We start from the raw sequence: 19,233 nt of genomic DNA, 5'->3' as shown, positions 1-19,233 counted from the left end.
GGCGTTGATCCCGAACCGGGTCATGAGATAGGGATTAGCGTGGGGCCGCAGGTCGTAGCACCATTCCAGCGGTACATGCGCTGCCGTTAGTACGGGATGCTGGTAACGCAGGAAGATGCCGTTGCCGGGTAACATGGGTTTATTGGTTGTTTGCAGCAGGTGCTGGTGCGCTGACTGCAATGCCTGCAGCCTGGTGTGGAAATTTGACATAAAGAATTGGTTGCTTACATGATAAAAATCGTTGCCCACAAAGCTATCCACGCGGCAAGGCAGGATGGTAATGCTCAAATGACGAATTCATATGCTCAGCCATCATAAAGGGAAATATCATTTAAGGATTATGATATGACGGAATAGCACCAAAAACACCTTATTATCCCGGTTACTTTTGTTGCATTATTTCTACGTTAAAAAACTGAAAGTGTTATGAAAAATTTCATTGCATGCTGCAGTATCTTCCTGTTCCTATGCCTTCCAGCCATTATTGTGCATGCGCAACAGCGAAAGATCACCGGCAGGGTGTTGGACGACCAGGCCAAACCGCTGCCTGGCGCCACGATAGTGGTAAAGGAAACAAAAACTGCAACCATCAGTGACGGCAGCGGCAGGTTTACCCTGAACGTGCCCGCCAGGGGGAAAACAATGATGGTGAGTTACATTGGCATGCAGACGAAAGAAATTCCGCTGGGCGGCCAGACGGATATTACAGTGAACATGCAGCTATTGCCCGGCAACCTCAATAACGTGGTGGTAGTGGGCTACGGTGTTGTGAAAAAGAGCGACCTCACAGGCGCAGTGGCTACGTTAAAAGGCAGTGACCTGAACAAAACGCCGGCATCCTCGGTAGATCAGCTGCTGCAGGGCAAGATTGCCGGGGTGCAGGTAACCACCAGTGGCGGGGCCCCGGGCGCAGGTGCTACCATCCGCATCCGCGGCGCCAGCTCGCTCAACGGCTCTAAAGATCCGTTACTGGTGGTAGATGGCTATCCGTGGGGAGATGCCGGCAACCTGAAACAGATCAACCCTGAGGACATTGCATCCATCGAAGTGCTGAAAGACGCCTCCAGCGCCGCTATTTACGGCTCACGCGGCGCCAATGGCGTAATTGTTATTACCACGCGCAAGGGGAAGGCAGGCCAGCACCGCATTTCGTTTAATACGCTTCAAACAAAATCTTTCCTGTCCAATAAACCGGATGTATGGCGCGATCCCGTGGAAGACGCCACCTATGCCAACGAGTCGGCCGTCAATGGCGGCGCTATTGCCACAGACGTGCCTTATATAGGCATTTACCGGCCTGTAGGAAACGGCATGGTATACTTTCCGTCTATCGCGGAACTGAGAGGGCTGGACCCCAATAAACCGCAATGGCCCTATAATACCAACTGGGTGAACCTGGTGTACCGCAAACCCTATTCCCAGAACTATACGCTTACCGCCGACGGCGGCAATGAAAAAACAAAATATGCGATCTCCGGCAACTACTACAACGAGCAGGGCATGGTGATCCGCAACGGTTATAACAAATACACTTCCCGCCTTAACCTGGAGCAGCAGCTCACCAGCGGCATCACCGCGGGAACGAACGTAATCCTTGCCTATACGAAGGCTTCGGGCCAGCAGCTGGGCGTAGGCCGGTCCAGGATATGGCCGGTATATGACTCCGCCGGCAATTACTTCCGGAACAGCAATACGGATTTTGGTAATCCCATTGCGCTGGCCAACCAGCTGCTGAACACTACCAAAACAACAGACTTCATGGGCAACCTGTACGTTAATTTCCAGATCAACAGCTGGCTGCAGTTCAGAACGTCTATTAACGCCAAATCCGGTAACAGCATACAGGACCAGTACGACCCCAAGAACAGCACGCAGCGCGCACTGGATAACAAAGGCAGCTACGGCAGCATTGCCAACGGGAATTACTTTGACCTGCTGAATGAAAACTATTTCACCGCCACCAAAGCATTTGGCAAACAGCATACCGCTACGCTGGTAGCCGGTTTCTCTTACCAGAAAACAGAGAACAGGTTTAGCACGCTCACCGGCCAGAATTTCATTAACGATGTAATGAAAAACGAAAACCTGGCCACTGCCGGCACCATGCTCATCTCCAATGACCTGCAGCGGTTCAGCCTTGCATCGTGGTACGGCCGCGGTAACTACTCGTTCAAAGACCGCTACCTGCTTACGCTCACGGCCAGGGCCGACGGATCAACCAAGTTCGGTTCCAACAATAAATGGGCATTCTTTCCTTCTGCCGCGCTGGCGTGGAAAGCAGGTGAAGAGCCGTTCATTAAAGACCTCAACATCTTTTCAGAATTAAAGTTCCGTGGCAGCTACGGCCTTACCGGCAACCAGGGTATCAGTCCTTACCAAACGCTGGACCGCTTCGGATCTGCCAAATACTTTACTGGGTCGGTGTTTGAAACCGGCTTTGGTCCCGGGCTTGCAGGGGCCAACGATGAACAGGGCCGCACCATTGTAGCAGGCCTTGGCAACAACAGCCTTAAATGGGAAACCACCCGCTCCCTTGACCTGGGCATGGACATCGGATTCTACGACCAGCGTTTTACTATCAGCGCCGACTATTACATTAAGCGCACCAGCGACCTGCTGCGGCTTAAAACCATTGCGCCCAGCGCAGGCTACGACCAGCAGTGGATCAACGATGGGGAAATTGACAACCGCGGTATAGAAATAGGTTTTAACGCCGCGGTAATAGATAAAGCAGACCTGACCTGGAACGTTGGCGGCATGTTCACCAAAAACGTGAATAAGGTAGTGGCCATGGGCGAAAGCAACCAGGTGTTCATTGGCACGCTGTACGAGTCCGTGCGCCAGCAGATCAGCACCTATACGGTTGGCCAGCCTATGTTTGCTTTTTACGGCTATAAAACCGCCGGTATTATTCAATCGCTTGATGAAGGCGTTAAAGCAGGGCTTACCGGCGTGGATGCGCAGCCGGGTGAGATCAAATATCTTGATATATCCGGTCCCGAAGGCAAGCCTGATGGTATTGTAGATTCCTATGACCGCACCATTATCGGCAATCCCAATCCTGATTTTATTTACAGCATTAATACCAATGTGCGTTATAAGCAGTTCGACCTTTCCCTGCAGCTGTACGGCGTACAGGGCGGCGATGTGTGGGACTTCCAGAAAATGACGCCCAGCAGGTGGCTGCAGCGCTGGACGCCTGATAACCCCAGCACCGAATACCCGCGCGCCAATGGCACCAGGGGCTGGCGGGCGTCGGACTTTTACCTCACCGACGGGTCGTTCCTGCGCCTGCAGAATGTTACGCTGGGCTACAACCTGAAAACAGATGCCGTAAAGTTTGTAAAAAGCCTGCGGCTGTACCTGTCCGGTAATAACCTTTACACCTTTACCCACTTCAATAAAGGTTTTGATCCCGAAGTAGGGGAGAGCGGTATCAACAACGGCGCTTATCCGCGGCCGCGTGCAGTTTCCCTGGGCGCCAATGTTGTTTTCTAATCCGTAAAAATCACCAGCATGAAAAAATACAGATTCAACTATATATTTTCCGGCATACTGGCAGCAGCCTTGCTTGCCGGCTGCTCCAAAATGACGGAACAGCCTTATGGCATGATCAATTCGCAAACCTATTATAAAACGCCGGATGATGCCAGGGCCGCTATTATCTACGCTTATTCCATATTGCCGGAAGTAGGTTATTATTCCAGGGGCTATTACATTACAACGGAGCTGCCCACGGAAAACCTTACCCAGAAAGGCGATGCAGGCGTTGGCAACTTTGAGCTGGATGAGCTGAGAACCACCTCCACCAATCCTGACCTGGACAATATATGGACCTATGCCTACCGCGGCGTTGCCAGGGCAAACGCGGTGATTGCCCATGTACCGGAGATACCGGGCATGGTGGAAGCAGAGCGTAACCAGATCACAGGGGAAGGCTATTTCCTGCGCGCGTTGCATTTCTTTAACCTTGTGCGCATGTTCGGCGAAGTGCCGCTGCGCACCACTACCATTGATGATGCTTCGCAGATACCCATGGCCAGATCTTCTATCAAAGAGATCTATGACCTGATCATCAGCGACCTGAAGGCGGCAGATTCCCTGATCACGCAGCAGCGCATCAGCGAAGGCCGGGCCAACAGGCCTGCTGCTGAAGGATTGCTGGCAAAGGTGTACCTGCATCTTGCCTCCTCCAAAGCATCCGGATCGCCGGGGTACGAGTTTGTTGCCAATGCCGATGATATGTATGCGCAGGCAAAATTATATGCAGATAAAGTGGTGAACGGGCAAACAGCTTTTGCGTTTACGCCCAGCCTGCCCGATATTTTCAACATTGATATTTATAAAAAGGCAGCCGTTACCGAGCATATTTTTGATGCGGCCGTTGACCGCAGCGGCGACCGGGAAGGCAGCTTCTCCAAGCTGCCGAACATGTTCCTGCCGGCAGACAGGCCAATGACCATCCCGTATAACCAGCTGAAGCCCGACAGCGCTACCATTGATATTGGCCAGGGCTGGGGGCACTTCCGCACGGAACCGGGTATTTATTTCAGCTATGCGGATAACGACCGGCGGAAAACACAGCTGATCGTTTCGTCCTACACCAATAACGGGCAAACGTACCAGCTGGATATTACCAGCAGCTCGCGCCCGTTCACGCGAAAGTTCATTGACCCGGAGCGTATCGGTGACGCCAGCAGCGCCAATTCTCCCATTATCCGGTACTCCGACATTCTGCTGGTATATGCGGAAGCATGCGGTCCTACTGCCGAAGGCTATGCAGCCATTAACAAAATACGCGCACGTGCCGCTATCGGCGACCTGCAGCCCGGCCTGGGCGTAGCTGCTTTCCGCAATGCCGTGATACAGGAAAGGGCCTGGGAGCTTGCCTTTGAGGGCAACCGCCTGTTTGACCTGCGCCGGACCAACACCATGGAAAAAGTGCTGGTACAGCAATACGGCAAAACCATTACCAGCGGCGCTTACTTCTTCCCGGTACCGCAAAGGGAGATAGACACAAATCCTTTAATGAAATAAAACCAGTTGCGAATGAAACATATATCTCTATATACAATAGGGCTGCTGTTGTTACTGTGTGCGTCCTGCACCAAAGATCCGTTTGACGGCGTTACCAGCAACGAGCGTTCCATTGAAGCCATTACCCTGGGCGGGGACCTGGTGCAGATAGGCCCTGCCAGCATTGACCGCCTGGAAGCTAAAGCCACTGTTAAAGTGCTGGTGCAGGCCGGTACAGACCTCAGCAAGGTAGTGGCCAACATACAAACGTCGTACAAATCATCTATTTCACCGGCCAACGGCCAGCCGATTGATTTTGCAGGAAACAACAACCAGGCGCAGTTTACCATTACATCCGAAGCCGGCACTACAAAGGAATGGACGGTGGAGATCATACCTTTTACAGAAACGCTGCTGGGCACTTACTCCGTAGAGGCTTTAGTGTTATATGGGGGCACCGGCCCTGAATATGGCGGCGGCGCCGTCATAAACCTGCAGGATAAGCCCTGGGTATGGACCGGCGCCAATACGCCCGACAAAGAGCTGGATAATACCCTTACCTTTGAGTTCAGCGGCGTTACGGCAGACGGCAAAACCACCGGCAAGGTAACGAACAACGCAGGCCCCGACGGCGCTTATGCCAGCTTCGTATTCAGCAACCCTGTTACAGATTTGAATGATGTGTACCGCCTGATACCCACCGGCGAAAGCACCTGGGAAAGGGATTATGTAAACAATACGGTTACTTTCATCAGCAAAGACGGCAAACGCACCACCGGCGCTTTCAGGGATGCGGGGTCCATTGACCTTGGCAACGGCCTCAGTAAAACCATCACCAACAATTCATTTGATTTTACTTTAAGCGGCACAGACGACTGGGTGAATATTTATTCGGACCTGGACAAATTTGTTAAACACCCCCGCCGGTTCTGGATAGATGTTAAAAAGAACCAGTAGCCATTACCATTATGAAAAAGATGACACTGAATATAATGCTTTTTACGGCCTTAATGGCCATTGGCGCCTGCAATAAGAGCAGCGCTCCCGCAGTGGCGCCGGCGGAAGATTCCGTGAAAACGCCTTTCCGCACACTCAATTTCCTGTACAGCATTGCCGGTAAAAAAACGGTGGCAGGCATACATAACCGGGAGCCCAACAGCACGCCGGCCAGGTGGACAACACAGATATACACTACCACCGGCAGCTACCCGGCGCTGTGGAGCGGCGATTTCCTTTTCCAGGAAGATAACATCAACAACCGCCAGCTGATGATTGACGAAGCGGCAAGGCAATGGGAAAAGGGCGCTGTGGTTAATATCATGTGGCATGCCTGCAACCCGGCCAATGATGAGCCCTGCGGCTGGGACGACGGGAAAGGCGTGCTTAGCACCCTCACCGATGCGCAGTGGACGGAGCTTTGCACACAGGGATCGGCGCTTAACAAGCGCTGGCTGCAAAGGGTAGATGAAGTATGCACCTACCTGCAGCAGCTGAAAGACAAAGGAGTAGAAGTATTGTGGCGCCCCATGCATGAAATGAACCAGGGTAAGTTCTGGTGGGGCGGCCGGCCGGGGGAGAACGGTACGGTGAAGCTATACCGCCTGCTCCATGATTATATGACTAAAACAAAAGGGCTCACCAACCTGGTTTGGGTATGGGACATACAGGACTTCGGCTCTCTTTCCGGCGACGCCGTCAACTATTATCCCGGCCCGGATTATTTTGATATTGCCGCGCTGGATGTATATGACGGCTCGGGCTATACGCAGAATAAATACGAGATCATGTTGCGCGCGGCCAAAGGCAAGCCCATTGCCATCGGGGAGTGCGACCGCCTGCCTTCAGCTGCGGAACTGCGCGCGCAAAGCAGCTGGGTATTTTTCATGAGCTGGTCAGAGCTTACATTTGATAAAAATACTGATGCGGAGCTGAAACAGCTGTACCAGTCCGATAACATTATAACATTGGAAAAGATGCCCGGATGGAAATAGTCAAAACCGGAATATTTTTCCTGGCCTGTTGTGCGCTCTGCGGCTCCGCGGAAGCACAGCAGGCTTCTTCATTACAGCAGCCGCTGCTCACCGGCTATATTGCGGCTGCAGGCGCCAGCACGTCGGTAAGCTGGTCGGTGGCGGGCAACAGCGCCGGCACATCTCCCAACATCATGTCTGAATTGAAATGGAACCACCTCAAAGCAGCAGGCGCTTTCGTGGCAGTGCGGCTGCAGCCGGTACGCCGGTGGTTTGCTGTGGTGGAGTACAGCAGGGCCGGTATTTTCAGCGGCAGCGCCACTGATCATGACTACCAGGAAGACGACCGGCAATATCCTTCCTATGCCGGTTATTTTAACGCTGGCAAAGGGCACCTGCAGTCATTCAGCAGCTCACTTGGCCGGGTGATTTACCGGAGTGCGAAATCCGCATACCAGGTGCGGGCGGGGTACACATCCCTGCAGCAGCAGCAGTACCTGTTGCCGGCAGACCGCTTTACGCCCGGGGACCTGCATGCTTACTACCGTTGCAGCTGGCAGGGAATATTCCTGAAAGTGGCGGCAACCAGGCAGCTGTGGGCGCGTACCTCCCTGCAGCCGGCACTGGCCTATCACCAGCTTTGGTACAGGGCCGTGGCCGACTGGAACCTGATACCCAGCTTTCAGCATCCGCTGAGCTTCCGGCATACTGCACAGGGTTTTGCATTGCAGCCATCGTTGGGTATCAGCCGGCAGCTGAATAAATCAGCCGCTGTGCTGCTGGAGCTGGTGTACGATTACCGCGTTACGGGGCATGGCAAAGAGGCGCTTTATCTCAGCACCGGCGAAACAGCCGTAACGCGCCTGAACCAGGCCATGTGCAGCAGCTGGACGTTAAGGTTGGGCATACCGTTCTGCATTGTGCGTTTCCGTTAAGCAACGGCATAAAAATAGGCTGTATCATATTTTGATACAGCCTATTTCGCCCTAAGTATGTGATGGATTAATAAGTGGTCATATTATACATTTCGATCTGCTGACCGGCAGGGTTAGTGCCGCCATACCAGTGATTGGTGCCTACGAAATAGTACCAGTTGCCGTAATAGCTGCCGCTGTTATTGGTGAGCGTGAATTTGTAACTCCCGTCCACATAAAAATCTACCTGGTGCGTATTACTGCTCCTGGCCTGGCATTTAAAGGTATGATAGCCATTGTCGTTTACTGAAATGGTTTGGTAAATGTATTGTCCGCCGCCCTGCAGGTAACCTTTCAGCACATTATCGTTAAGCGTTTTTACAAATCCCATTTCATTACCGTTCCATTGGCTCACGTTGTCGCAAAGGAATACGGCCTGTTCGCTGGCGCTGCTGTAGGCATTGCTGCCGCCTTTGAAGCAGCCGTTGAACTGCAGGCCCGTGGCGCTTTGTCCGCCATTCTGCTGCGCGGCGTCAATATCGGTGCTGCAGTTACCCACAGGCACGCATATACCGTTGGTGCCGGAAATCAGGTAGGGCGAGCCGTTACAGGTGCTCCACAGGCTAAAGGCGCTTTGCGGAAGCGCAGCCCTGGGCTGGGTTTTGCCGTTACCGCCGTCGGCTGCAACATCTTTTTTGCAGCTTACGGCAGCACAGGTGGCTAATGCAAGTAGTGCGATGGTGATTTTTTTCATAACATTTTTTTAGTGGAATAATGAATGTTTATAGGGTAGATTAGGGCGTTACATGGGTCAGGGGCCGGGAGTAAATACCAGGATCAGCGCTTCTTTTGCCGGTACCGATGTGTCTTTGACCTTTACCGTACCATCGGCTGAAACCTGGTAGGGCCGGCGTTGCCAGGTGTTTTTCAGCGGGGAGAACAGCTGCAGGCTGTACCCCGGGGGAATGGGCAGGGACATGTTTGCCGGCGCAGGGTTACCAGTATTATTCAACGTGTATACGAAAATGCTGCTGCCGCAGCGGAGCGCATAGCTTTCCAGTATGGCAGCCCTCACCGGCAGCTGCTCAAAGCTGCCTTTGCCTGCTTTCAGCATCATATTGCTGATGGTGGCGGCGGCGCGCAGGTAAGGGGTCATGTGCTGATCGTCGAACAGCTCCCACCACCACGACATAGGGAGGATGGGGGTGGGGCTGAACATGCCGTACCACAGTCCCCTGCGGTAATCATAGCAGGCTTCCTGCGCGTACTTCGGGTCCTGGTCTTCCCAGCGGTACCCGAATTCGCCTACTACATAAGGCTTGCCGTATGTTTGAATATAGTCGGGGTAAATGCCCGGTATTTTTTCCGTGTGCTTGTAAATATGTTTCTGGTTAAAATCGATATAGGGAATGGAGTTCAATCCGAGTATGTCCCTGTGGGAAATGCTGGTGCTTACCAGGTGCTGGTAAGGATCTATATCTTTCAGGTACCGGCTCATTTCCAGGTGCCATTGCGTAATGGCGGATGCAGGTATCAAAATGCTGTCCTGCCGGGTAAATGCGGCATTATCCACTTCATTGAAAAACTCCCATACCGCAATGCTGGTGCTGTAACCCCAGCGTGCTACCAGGTAGCGCAGCTTGTTCTTGTACATTTCCTGCGCCTGCCTGCTGGTGAAGAACTCCGTGGGTGTTGCAGCAGGGCCGCCGTTGGCCGTGTTATAGCGGCTGTGCTGCCAGCCGCCGTGCTCCATAAGGTGGCCGTGCCAGTCGAGCGTGAGCATAAAATACAGCTGCAGCGAGTCGCACATTTGCACCAGCTCATCCATTCGCCGGATAGCGCCGGGATGGAAATACTGGTCAGTAGGCTGGTATCTTTTGGTGCTGCGGGGCTGCTGCCATTCCAGCGGCAGGTTCCAGTAGCACATCCAGGTGCGGAAGAAATTGGCGCCGTTGCGGGCCAGCGATGGCAGCAGGTAATCATAGGTCCATTTATCATTCTCAAATGAACGGGATTCCCAGGCCACGTTTTCACCAATGCCGCGGAACAGCTCCCCGTTGTCGAACCGGAAGGTCCACAGGTTATTTTTATGCAAAAAGCCTTTGCGGGCAGTGTTTTGCGCGGTGAACGACTGCTGCTTGCTGGTGGCGGTATTGCCCCCGGCTGTCAGCTCAAAGTAATAGCGGTATTGGCCGGTTTCCTGCGGCGCAAATCTCGATTTCCAGATATGCGCTTCGGGGTCGTAATAGGCGGGCAGCAACAGCGGTTTGCCGGAAGGGGACACCAGGTGCATATCCAGCATTACCTGGCGCTGGTCGTAGGGATTGGTATAATCTGCGCTGAGCGCAATACGCCATTCGGCTTTTTCATATCGTTTAACCGGGGCAGCGGGTGAATGAACGCTGATAATCTTCGTGGTATCGTTACCGTAGGCAGCTGCTGCAGCCAACAGCAGCACGTAACATGGAATTACCTTAGCATAGTTTTTCATCCAGCCAAAGGTAGCGGCCATGTTTACCGCGGGTTAATGCTTATCCAGCGAATTATTATGTTGAAACTATTTCATGCCGGCCCTTTTCCGGGCAATGTATTCGCGCGGGCCGGCGCCGTATTGTTTGATGAAGCACTTATCGAAATAGGAGTGGCTGTTGAACCCTACTTCAAAGGCGATCTGGTTAATGCTCATGTTACTGTCTATCAGCAGCTGTACGCTTTTGCGCAGGCGTATGATTTTGATGAATTCGTGCACCGTTTGCCCGGTAAGGGCTTTCAGCTTGTTGTACAGCAGCGTTCTGCTAACATACAGCGCTTTGGCAATGCTTTGCGCATCCAGGTCCTGGTTGCCCATGTGCGTTTCAATATACCGGATCAGCTGCTGCAAAAATTCCTTGTCGGCTTCCGCAATGTGCTGCATTTCGGTGGTGAGCGGCATGTCGCTGAAAAGCTGGTCGCGCAGGCGCTGGTAAGTAGTGTCCTGCCGGTGCAGGAGGTTAAGCAATACCTGCGCCAGCAGCCCGGGGTCTACCGGTTTGGTGAGGTAGGCCTCTGCGCCGGCTTCATAGCCCGATGCCTGCATGGTGCTGGCATCCTGGCTGGTGAGTATTACTACCGGGATATGGCTGGTTGCGGTATCGGATTTAATTTGCCGGCAAAATTCCAGCCCGTTCATGCCGGGCATCAGCAGGTCGGCAATAATAACGGAAGGCATTACCTCTCTTGCAATGGTATACCCGCTGCTGCCGTTTTCAGCTTCAAATATTTCAAATATTTCGGAGAGCAGCAGGCGCAGGTAATCGCGCATTTCCCGGTTATCTTCTACCAGCAATATTTTCCTGCCTTTCAGCTGCAGGAATTTTTCTGTGGGCAGCTGCTGCCAGGGGGTGTGCTGCACCGCAACATTATCCTGCGCCGGCGCGGGAGCTGTTGTTTCCGGCGCTTCTGCCGCAGGCAGCTCAATGGTGAAGGTGCTTCCCCTGCCAGGCTGGCTGCTTACGCTGATGGCGGCATTATTGGCCTGCAGGAAATCCCTTACGATCACCAGGCCCAGGCCCGTGCCTTTTTCGCCGGCAGTACCGCAATTCACGGTTTGCTTGTCTATATCAAAAAGGTGCTCCAGGGTTTTGCCGGACATGCCAATGCCGTTGTCGTTGATGGTAAGCAGCACTTTGCCGTTGCAGGACTGCGCGGCTATTTTTACATACCCGCCGTAATCGGTGAACTTAATGCTGTTCGACAGCAGGTTGCGGATCACTACATCCATCATCTGCGGGTCGGCGTATATCCAGCAGCTGCCGACTTCATTGATCAGCGCTATGTTTTTGTTATGAAGGTGCGGCTCCAGCAGCGCCGCATTGTTTTGTATAATAGCGGCCATGTCGCAGGCTTCGGGGTTGGGCTGCATTTTCCGCGACTGCGACATGGACCAGCTGAGCAGGTTCACCAGCAGCTCAAATACATGCGTGGAGGAGTGATGCATATTACGCAGGTACTGCCGCAGCGTTCCGGGCTCCATTTCCGGCATGTGCCCGTAAAGGTAGCCCGACAGCTCTTTCAGGGCGGCCACCGGGTTTTTCAGGTCATGCGCCAGGATGGAAAAGAAGTAGTCTTTTGATTTATTGAGCTTTTCCAGCTGCTGCACCGCCATTTCCAGCTCCGTGTTCTGGCTGGAGATCTGCTGCTGCTGTTCCAGTATCTTATTGGTTTGCCTTACTATTTCCGCATAGGAAGCTTCCAGCTTTTCTTTCTGCAGCGAAATCTTATCCCGCTGCTCCAGCAGCGAAATGTTGGACTCCTGCAGCCGGGCGGTTTGCCGTTTTACCTCTGCCCGCAGGAACCGGTTGCGTTTTCTTACGCTGGCTACCCGCCAGTAAAAAGTGCCGGTAATAATAAAGGCAATCACCAGCGCGGCCAGCACTTTAAACCACCAGGTTTGCCACCAGTAAGGCAATATCCTGATCACCAGTGTTTTTGCATTGGGCTGCCAGCTGCCATAAACATCCGTATGGCGCACCTGTAAATTATAGATGCCGGGCGGAAGGTGGGCGAAAGATATTTTTCGTTCATCCACCACGTTTATCCAGTCGGAAAACTGGTTATCCAGCTTATAGCTGTACCGGATCTTTTGTGGCGCGTAAAGATTGATGGCCGCAAATTCTATGGTAAAGAACGATTGCTTTTGTGTTAAGGTAATGGTGTCGGTAAGATAGAGGCTGCGCTGCAATACGCTGTTGGGCTGGCCCGGCCGCTGTTCTGTTCCGAAAATATACAGGCTGCGGAAGTAAAACGTGCTGGGAAACTCCAGGGGCGTAATGCTGGCGGGGTTGAAGCAGCTGAACCCCTTGGGGCTGCCGAAGTACAGCCAGCCGTTGGCGGCTACCATGGCTGCCTTCTGGAAAAACGTTTTTTCCGGCAGGCCGTCGTTATTGTCATAGCGTGTAACCTTTCCCGTGGCCGGCTGCAGGCATATGAGCCCTTCATTGGTGCCCATCCACAGCTGGTCCGTTCGGTCGCACACAATAGATTTCATAGAGGGGGGCAGCCCGTACTTTGCGTTCAGGTGCAGGAAAGCGCCGGTTTTTTCCTGGTACTGGTCCAGGCCCTGTTCCGTTACCACCCAAATGTTGCCTTTACTGTCGCCGCACACCATGTTTACCGAGTTGCTGTTAATGCTGGCCGGATCGTTGGAGTGGCTGAATTGCCGGAACGTTTTTCCATCCCACAGGAATATACCGCTGTAGGTGCTGATCCATACCCGGTTGGCATGGTCTTTATATAAATGGTTCACCCAGGCCGGGGCCTGCATGTTAAAGGGATAATTGTGGTTGTTCCGGTAGTGCGTGAACCGGCGAGTGCGCAGGTTCAGCACAGAAAGCCCTTCCCCATGGGTGCCTACCCAAAGCAGGCTGTCATCGGCCAGCAGGCATTTTACATCGTTGTTGATCAGGGAATAGCTGTTGGCCGGATCGTGGGTGAACCGCTGTATGCTGCCGTTCAGCGGGCTGTATCTTACCAGCCCGCTGCTCCAGGTGCCTACCCATATATCGCCGTTCCTGTCTTCCGCAATATCATTAACCGCCAGGCTGCCGTACAGGGGCGTTGGCAGCAGCTTGCCGCCAGTGCTGTCCGGTTCATAGCGCAGCATGCCGTTGCCGGCGGTGCCGATCCATATTTTTCCATCATGCCCCTGGTGTATGGCGGTGATAACCGTGGTTTTAAGCCCGGGCGGCGTATTGCCGTTACCAGGGAGGTTGGTGAACCGGTTCTTGTTCCTGTTGGTGCTGAACAGCCCATTGCCGGACGATGCAAACCAGGTATTGCCAAAATCATCTTCTGTAATGGAGGTGATGGTGGTCAGCGGCAGGTTGGCATTGCGCGATGGCGTGGTAACGGGCACGGGCTGCAGGTCGTTTTTGCTGATAAGGCACAGCGGCTCCCTGCCAACGCCTATCCAGATGTTGCCGCTTTTATCTTCATAGAGGCAGCGGATGGTGCTATGCTCCAGATTGTTATGGAACGGCGCCAGCCGGTTGCCGTGTATATCCATTACCGTTATACCCCTGTCTTCCGTGCCAATCCAAACCCGTTGCTGATGGTCTACCAGTATGCACTGGATCTTATTGCTGGGCAGCACATTGGGATTGGCGGCGGTATTTTGCAGGTAGCTGAACCGGTGGGTGCGGGTGTTGAACCGGATAACGCCTTTATTAAAGGTGCCTCCCCACAGGGTATGGTCCGGCCCTTTGGCCAGGCAAAAAATAATATGCGCTTCCTGCTCCATGGGGTACCAGTCCGCTTGTTGCCGCACAGGATCGTAGCGGCACAGCCCATTGGAGGTGCCCAGCCAAAGCTGGCGGTCATCGTCTTCCAGGATAGCGTTTACGGGTATCTTATCATGCGCCTTATCCAGCGCAATGCGCCGGAAAATATTAAGGGCAGGATCATACAGGTGCAGCCCGTCGATGGTGCCTACCCACAGCCGGTGCCGGCTGTCTTCAAAAATTGAATAAACAATATTGTTATCCAGCGTGAGGCTGTCTTTTTCATCATGAAGGTATTTGGTGATCGTATACCCGTCCCAGCGGAACAGCCCATCAAATGAGGCCAGCCAGATGAAACCCCTGGAGTCGTAGCAGATTTTCTGGTAATCGTTGGTGGGCAGCCCGTTATCGGTAGTGATGCTGTAAAAATGATAGTTGGCAGACTGCCCGGCGGTATCAGGGACAACCCCTGCCAGGAGCAGGAGGATCAAATATATGCTGAAACACCTTGTCATAAATCACGTAATCGCATGATGTTGTTCTGTGGTGCGCGTACTGGTTGATAAAAAATGTTCCCCGCGGATTTAATGGCTCAAATATATTCACCTGCGGCAGACCGCAAGGTATTTTTATTTGTTGCATTCAAAATGTATTGATAATTAATGCCTTATTTGAGATGTACACCGGTGTGTACTATAATGCAAGAATCCTGCACCGGGGTGCAAAGCCTATTGGCCGGCGCGGAATAATATTGAGGCATCACAACAATCCTGTACGCTAAAATCAGAATTCCATGTTGCATGAAACTGCTATGTTAAAAAAAGTGATGCGTGAGGTAACGCCTTTAAGCGCCAATGATTGTTTTTCCATTTATTCACGCCGCAAGAACAGGTTCGCATTTCCCTTACATTCACACGAAGAAATTGAGCTGAACCTGATCATCGGCGGCGCCGGCATACAACGTATCGTGGGGGATCATATAGGGCATATTGAAGATGCGGAGCTGGTGCTGGTTAGCCCCAACCTGCCGCATGGCTGGTTTACCCTGGAAGACCGGGAAGAAGATGTGCTGGAAATAACGCTGCAGTTTAAACCCGACCTTTTTTCGCAGGGGTTCCTGGAAAAAGACCAGCTGCGGTCTATCCGCCGGTTGCTGGAAATGGGCAGCAGGGGCGTGTGCTTTGCCCCGGAAATGGCGCGTAAGGCAGCGGTGCGCATGCTGGAGCTGGAGCGTATGAGCGGGTTCGACTCTTTCCTGGGGTTGTTGTCGCTGCTGCACGACCTTTCCACGGCGCGTAACAGCACGCTGTTATCCGGCACTTCGTTCAGCCGGGAAGTGGTTACCCATGAAAGCCAGCGGCTGGAGCAGGCATTCAAATACATGAACCGGCGCTATGGCAGCCCTATTACCCTGCCGGAGATAGCCCAGGTGGTGAATATGTCCGAAGCCTCATTCAGCCGCTTTATAAAAGCGCAAACCGGTTTTACCTTCACAGAGAACCTGGTGGAGATAAGATTGAGCAATGTAGCGCGGATGCTGGTTTCCACGGAATTAACCATTGCGGAAATTGCCTATCACTGCGGGTTTAACAATATGGCCAACTTCAACAAGCTTTTTAAGCGGCGCAGGGGATGCACGCCAAAGGAGTTCAGGATGAATTACAACAGGCAGCTGGCAGCCGGGTAGGAGGGTTATTTACGGCGGCTGGAAGATGTGATAATAGCGGCTGTTGTATGCGCAAAATTTTGATTTTCATGCTAAAGTGATTATATTTTCAGCAGTGAAAAAAGCAACCCATACAACACCCGCCACACAACCCCTTGCAGCCGGTATTGCGGATGAAGCCAGTATTACCTCACTCACGCAACGGATCCGGTTACTGGAAATGGAGCGCCAGGTATTACTGGAGCTGGGAGATGATATTACAAAGGTGAGGGAGAAAAATGACCTCATCGTATTATTTTCATCCAGGATCCGGGAAATGTTTCCTTTTTCACATGCCATTGTTACGCTCATTGACTGGGAAACACGTACCTATACGCCTTTCCTGCTGGACCCTGTTGCTTCGCCAATTCAAACCCATCCTGTTTATCCTTCCCTGGTGGCGGGCCATTTTCAGCTGGACGAGCCGTTCATTCAGCAGGTGCTGGCAAACGGTGGTCCTACCGCTTTTATCATGGAAGATATAATGAATGCGCCGGACAGTCCGCCTTTTCTAAAGGTCAATTATGAAGGAGGCATCCGCGAGATATTAATGACGCCCCTGAAAAGCGGCGAGCAGCCTATTGGTTTCCTGCATATTTATGCTACTGACACCACCAGCTTTACAGACGAGTTCAAAAATATCATAAAGTCCATAGCGCCGCAGGTTTCCGGCGCAGTAACCAACATAATAAAGAATGAGGAGATACACTATGAAGAATGGCTCAACGAAGTATTGCTGTCGCTGAGCAATGAAATGGTAAAGGTCAGGAACCGGCAAGACCTGCTAAAGGTTATTAACTCCGGCCTTAAAGAAGTGATTGGATTTTCACGGAGCATGATGACCGTTATGGATGATGCGGGGGAATATTACAAAGCCTACCTGATCGATGCCGCCGCCCGCTCCATGGAGCTTACCGATTTCGGGGATGCGCTTTCCATGCCCACACCCGCCGAAGATGGCATTTACGACATTGCATCGCTGTACTACAAGCCGCTGGTTTTTAACATGCAGTCGTTTGATATGGAGAGAACGCCTTTGTGGTTTAAGCTGCATTACGATGCAGGCGCGCGGGAAATGATCGTGAAAATACTGGGCGGCAACGGATCGCCCAAGTACAGCCTTATGCTGTTTGCCGATAAGGAAGGCGCCTTTGGCGAAAAGGCAATCAGCATTATCCAGCGCATATCCAGCGAGCTTTTTGCCGCGGCCAGCAACATATCGGCCAACGAAGAGATACTGAGAAGGGAAGATGAAAAATCGTTCCTGCTGGATTTCAGCAGCGACATTGCCGCCGTAAGAAGCAAGGACGATCTTGCCGAAGCCGTGCGTAAATGCCTCAAGAAACTGAGCCCGCTGAAAGGATATGTTATCCGCAAGGTGAACGACGACCAGCAAACCATGAGCCCCTACATTTATGACGACTTTGATATTCCTAAAGATGACGCGCTGCTGCAGGAAGTGGTAGCCACAAAATTTCCTATTGAAGACGGCATGCAGGACCGGGTGCTCAACAGCGAAATTCCCCTGCTGTTCAGCGTAAATGCGGAGATAAGCCGGGGAAATGCTTCGAAGTACCTGCGGCTATGGAAGAAGGCAGGCCTTAAAACAGTAGTGGGCACGCCTTTGCGCACCGGCGATATAAAGCTGGGCATTTTGTGGCTGGGTATAGAAGACATTAACATGCCGTTGCTGCAGGGCATTTGCGCACAGATCTCCATTGCCATGTATAATATTATGGCCAATGAAGAAATACTGCGGCGGCAAAGAGAGCAATCTTTCCTGCTCGATTTTAGCCACGGCATATCTACCGTGCGCACAAAAGATGACCTGCAGCAGGCCATTTTCCTGGTGCTGCAGCAAGTGCTGAACATGAAGCTGGCCATGCTCCGCATCATAGAAGATGATGGCGTTACGCTCAGCCCCTATATGTATGATGAAAGTGTGTTTGAAAAAGAAAACAGCGCTTTCAGGGTGATGGTTTCCAGGAATATTGATATACATGAGGTACTTTCCGCCAGGGTGCTGAACAGCGGTACACCGGTAATTTTTAACGTGGATGAAGAAATACGGCAGGGCAATACCAGCCCGTATATCCAGTTCTGGAAAAATGTGGGGTACAGCAATGCCTACGGAGCGCCCCTGCGTGTTGGCAATGTGAATGTGGGCACGCTTTGGCTGCTTACAAATGAGCTTAATCTTACCATCCTCAAAGGTATTTGCGCACAGATCTCCATTGCCATTTCAAATATCCGCGCCAATGAAAAAATACTGGCCTACAAACAAAAGCTGGAGATAGAGAACGACTACCTGAAAGAGCAGATCGAAACCATTTATAACTTTTCCGAGATCATAGGCCGCGGCGGGCAAATGCAGAAGGTGTACCGCCTGATGTCGCAGGTGGCGGAATCTTCGTCAACAGTACTGTTGCTGGGTGAAACCGGCACCGGTAAGGAATTGATTGCGCGCGCCATTCATAATGCATCGCCGCGCAGGAATAAATTAATGGTGAAGGTAAACTGCGCCGCATTGCCTGCGCACCTGGTAGAAAGCGAGCTTTTCGGCCATGAAAAAGGCGCCTTTACCGGTGCAACAGACAGGAGGATCGGCAAGTTCGAGATGGCGAACCACAGCACGCTGTTCCTGGATGAGATAGGAGAGATGCCGCCGGAACTGCAGGTGAAGCTGCTGCGGGTGCTGCAGGAACGGGAGCTGGAAAGGATCGGCGGCAGGGCCACTATTAAGATAGACGTACGCATTATTGCCGCCACCAACCGCGACCTGGAAGCAGAGGTGCAGGCAGGCCGTTTCCGGTCAGATCTTTTTTACAGGCTGAATGTGTTTCCCATTAACCTGCCGCCTTTGCGGGAACGGCGGGAAGATATTGAGGCCCTTGCCGGTTTCTTCATCGACAAATTCAGCAAGAACATTGGCAAAAAAGTGAAAGGCATGTCGGCCAAAGTGCTGCAGGAATTGAAAAGCTATCACTGGCCGGGTAATGTGCGGGAGCTGGAGCACCTGGTAGAAAGGAGCATTCTCTTATGCGATGGCCCGGTGTTAAAGGAAATTCACCTGCCCAGGCACCAGCCGGACGAGCACAGGCAGGCGCCTGGTTTTGGCAATGCCAATGGCACGCTGGACCAGGTGGAGCGCGCATATATCATTGATGTGCTGAAAAGATGCAGCGGTAAAATTTCCGGCGCCGGCGGCGCTGCCGAAATACTGGAAATACCCGGCACCACCCTCCACTCCAAAATGAAAAAGCTGGGCATTTCAAAAGCAGACTACTTCACGAAATAGCGATAAAAAGCCGGTAACGCTGCGCATTCACGGTATTTCGTGAATCGCGGCGCAATTCTCTTAATACCGTGAG

At 52.5% G+C, this 19,233-nt stretch carries 10 protein-coding genes and 1 pseudogene; 7 read left to right on the top strand and 4 right to left on the bottom strand.

The annotated features are described in order from the left end of the window. Window positions 1–210, bottom strand: a pseudogene (locus tag VFS25_RS00755) (glycosidase); the annotation flags it as partial. A gap of 216 nt (window positions 211–426) precedes the next feature. Between VFS25_RS00755 and VFS25_RS00750 the strand changes: the two are divergent. From VFS25_RS00750 to VFS25_RS00730, 5 genes are read left to right on the top strand one after another with little or no spacing between them, the layout of a single operon-like run. Beyond that, window positions 427–3,498: a TonB-dependent receptor gene (locus VFS25_RS00750; protein ID WP_326460195.1), complete on the top strand. Its 3,072-nt coding sequence runs from the start codon at window positions 427–429 to the stop codon at window positions 3,496–3,498. Window positions 3,499–3,516: 18 nt separating this feature from the next. Then, entirely contained in the window at window positions 3,517–5,037 is a 1,521-nt protein-coding gene (locus VFS25_RS00745; RefSeq protein WP_326460194.1) for a RagB/SusD family nutrient uptake outer membrane protein, read from the top strand. Window positions 5,038–5,049: 12 nt separating this feature from the next. After that, on the top strand, window positions 5,050–5,973 hold the full coding sequence (locus VFS25_RS00740; protein WP_326460193.1) for a hypothetical protein: 924 nt from the start codon (window positions 5,050–5,052) through the stop codon (window positions 5,971–5,973). 20 nt (window positions 5,974–5,993) lie between these two features. Further along, window positions 5,994–7,007, top strand: a complete 1,014-nt coding sequence (locus VFS25_RS00735; RefSeq protein ID WP_326460192.1) for a glycoside hydrolase family 26 protein — start codon at window positions 5,994–5,996, stop codon at window positions 7,005–7,007. Further along, a complete protein-coding gene (locus VFS25_RS00730; protein WP_326460191.1) occupies window positions 6,998–7,921 on the top strand; it encodes a hypothetical protein in 924 nt (307 codons plus the stop codon). Before VFS25_RS00735 ends, VFS25_RS00730 begins: the two co-directional genes overlap by 10 nt. Before the next feature lie 67 nt (window positions 7,922–7,988). On the opposite strand, the gene VFS25_RS00725 is transcribed toward VFS25_RS00730, so the two are convergent. Genes VFS25_RS00725 through VFS25_RS00715 form a run of 3 tightly spaced genes read right to left on the bottom strand, consistent with a single transcriptional unit; the run spans window position 7,989 to window position 14,648 of the window. Continuing rightward, window positions 7,989–8,654, bottom strand: coding sequence for a hypothetical protein (locus tag VFS25_RS00725; RefSeq protein ID WP_326460190.1), 666 nt, complete (start codon window positions 8,652–8,654; stop codon window positions 7,989–7,991). Between the two features lie 57 nt (window positions 8,655–8,711). Continuing rightward, complete coding sequence (locus tag VFS25_RS00720) at window positions 8,712–10,412, bottom strand: DUF5060 domain-containing protein (RefSeq protein WP_326460189.1); 1,701 nt, start codon at window positions 10,410–10,412, stop codon at window positions 8,712–8,714. Between the two features lie 45 nt (window positions 10,413–10,457). Beyond that, on the bottom strand, window positions 10,458–14,648 hold the full coding sequence (locus VFS25_RS00715) for a two-component regulator propeller domain-containing protein (RefSeq protein ID WP_326460188.1): 4,191 nt from the start codon (window positions 14,646–14,648) through the stop codon (window positions 10,458–10,460). Window positions 14,649–14,950: 302 nt separating this feature from the next. Here VFS25_RS00715 and VFS25_RS00710 point away from each other — a divergent pair, with 302 nt between their 5' ends. Together VFS25_RS00710 and VFS25_RS00705 are read left to right on the top strand one after the other, a co-directional pair. After that, window positions 14,951–15,844 carry an AraC family transcriptional regulator gene (locus VFS25_RS00710; RefSeq protein WP_326460187.1) on the top strand — a complete coding sequence of 298 codons (894 nt, stop codon included), beginning with the start codon at window positions 14,951–14,953 and terminating at the stop codon, window positions 15,842–15,844. A 94-nt stretch (window positions 15,845–15,938) separates the two neighbouring features. Beyond that, on the top strand, window positions 15,939–19,160 hold the full coding sequence (locus tag VFS25_RS00705; RefSeq protein ID WP_326460186.1) for a sigma-54-dependent Fis family transcriptional regulator: 3,222 nt from the start codon (window positions 15,939–15,941) through the stop codon (window positions 19,158–19,160). Window positions 19,161–19,233: the final 73 nt, after the last annotated feature.

The sequence above is a fragment of the Chitinophaga sp. genome (assembly GCF_035761305.1).
In the GTDB taxonomy this organism is placed as follows: Bacteria; Bacteroidota; Bacteroidia; order Chitinophagales; family Chitinophagaceae; genus Chitinophaga.
Note: the sequence above shows the minus strand (reverse complement) of the source record. Positions and strands in the feature narration are given on the sequence as shown.

What these genes read in the sequence shown, in the direction of transcription:
- VFS25_RS00725 (WP_326460190.1), bottom strand. Translation starts at nt 8,654, where the DNA reads ATGAAAAAAATCACCATCGCACTACTTGCATTAGCCACCTGTGCTGCC.
- VFS25_RS00730 (WP_326460191.1), top strand. Translation starts at nt 6,998, where the DNA reads ATGGAAATAGTCAAAACCGGAATATTTTTCCTGGCCTGTTGTGCGCTC.
- VFS25_RS00740 (WP_326460193.1), top strand. Translation starts at nt 5,050, where the DNA reads ATGAAACATATATCTCTATATACAATAGGGCTGCTGTTGTTACTGTGT.
- VFS25_RS00735 (WP_326460192.1), top strand. Translation starts at nt 5,994, where the DNA reads ATGACACTGAATATAATGCTTTTTACGGCCTTAATGGCCATTGGCGCC.
- VFS25_RS00745 (WP_326460194.1), top strand. Translation starts at nt 3,517, where the DNA reads ATGAAAAAATACAGATTCAACTATATATTTTCCGGCATACTGGCAGCA.
- VFS25_RS00710 (WP_326460187.1), top strand. Translation starts at nt 14,951, where the DNA reads ATGTTGCATGAAACTGCTATGTTAAAAAAAGTGATGCGTGAGGTAACG.
- VFS25_RS00720 (WP_326460189.1), bottom strand. Translation starts at nt 10,412, where the DNA reads ATGGCCGCTACCTTTGGCTGGATGAAAAACTATGCTAAGGTAATTCCA.
- VFS25_RS00750 (WP_326460195.1), top strand. Translation starts at nt 427, where the DNA reads ATGAAAAATTTCATTGCATGCTGCAGTATCTTCCTGTTCCTATGCCTT.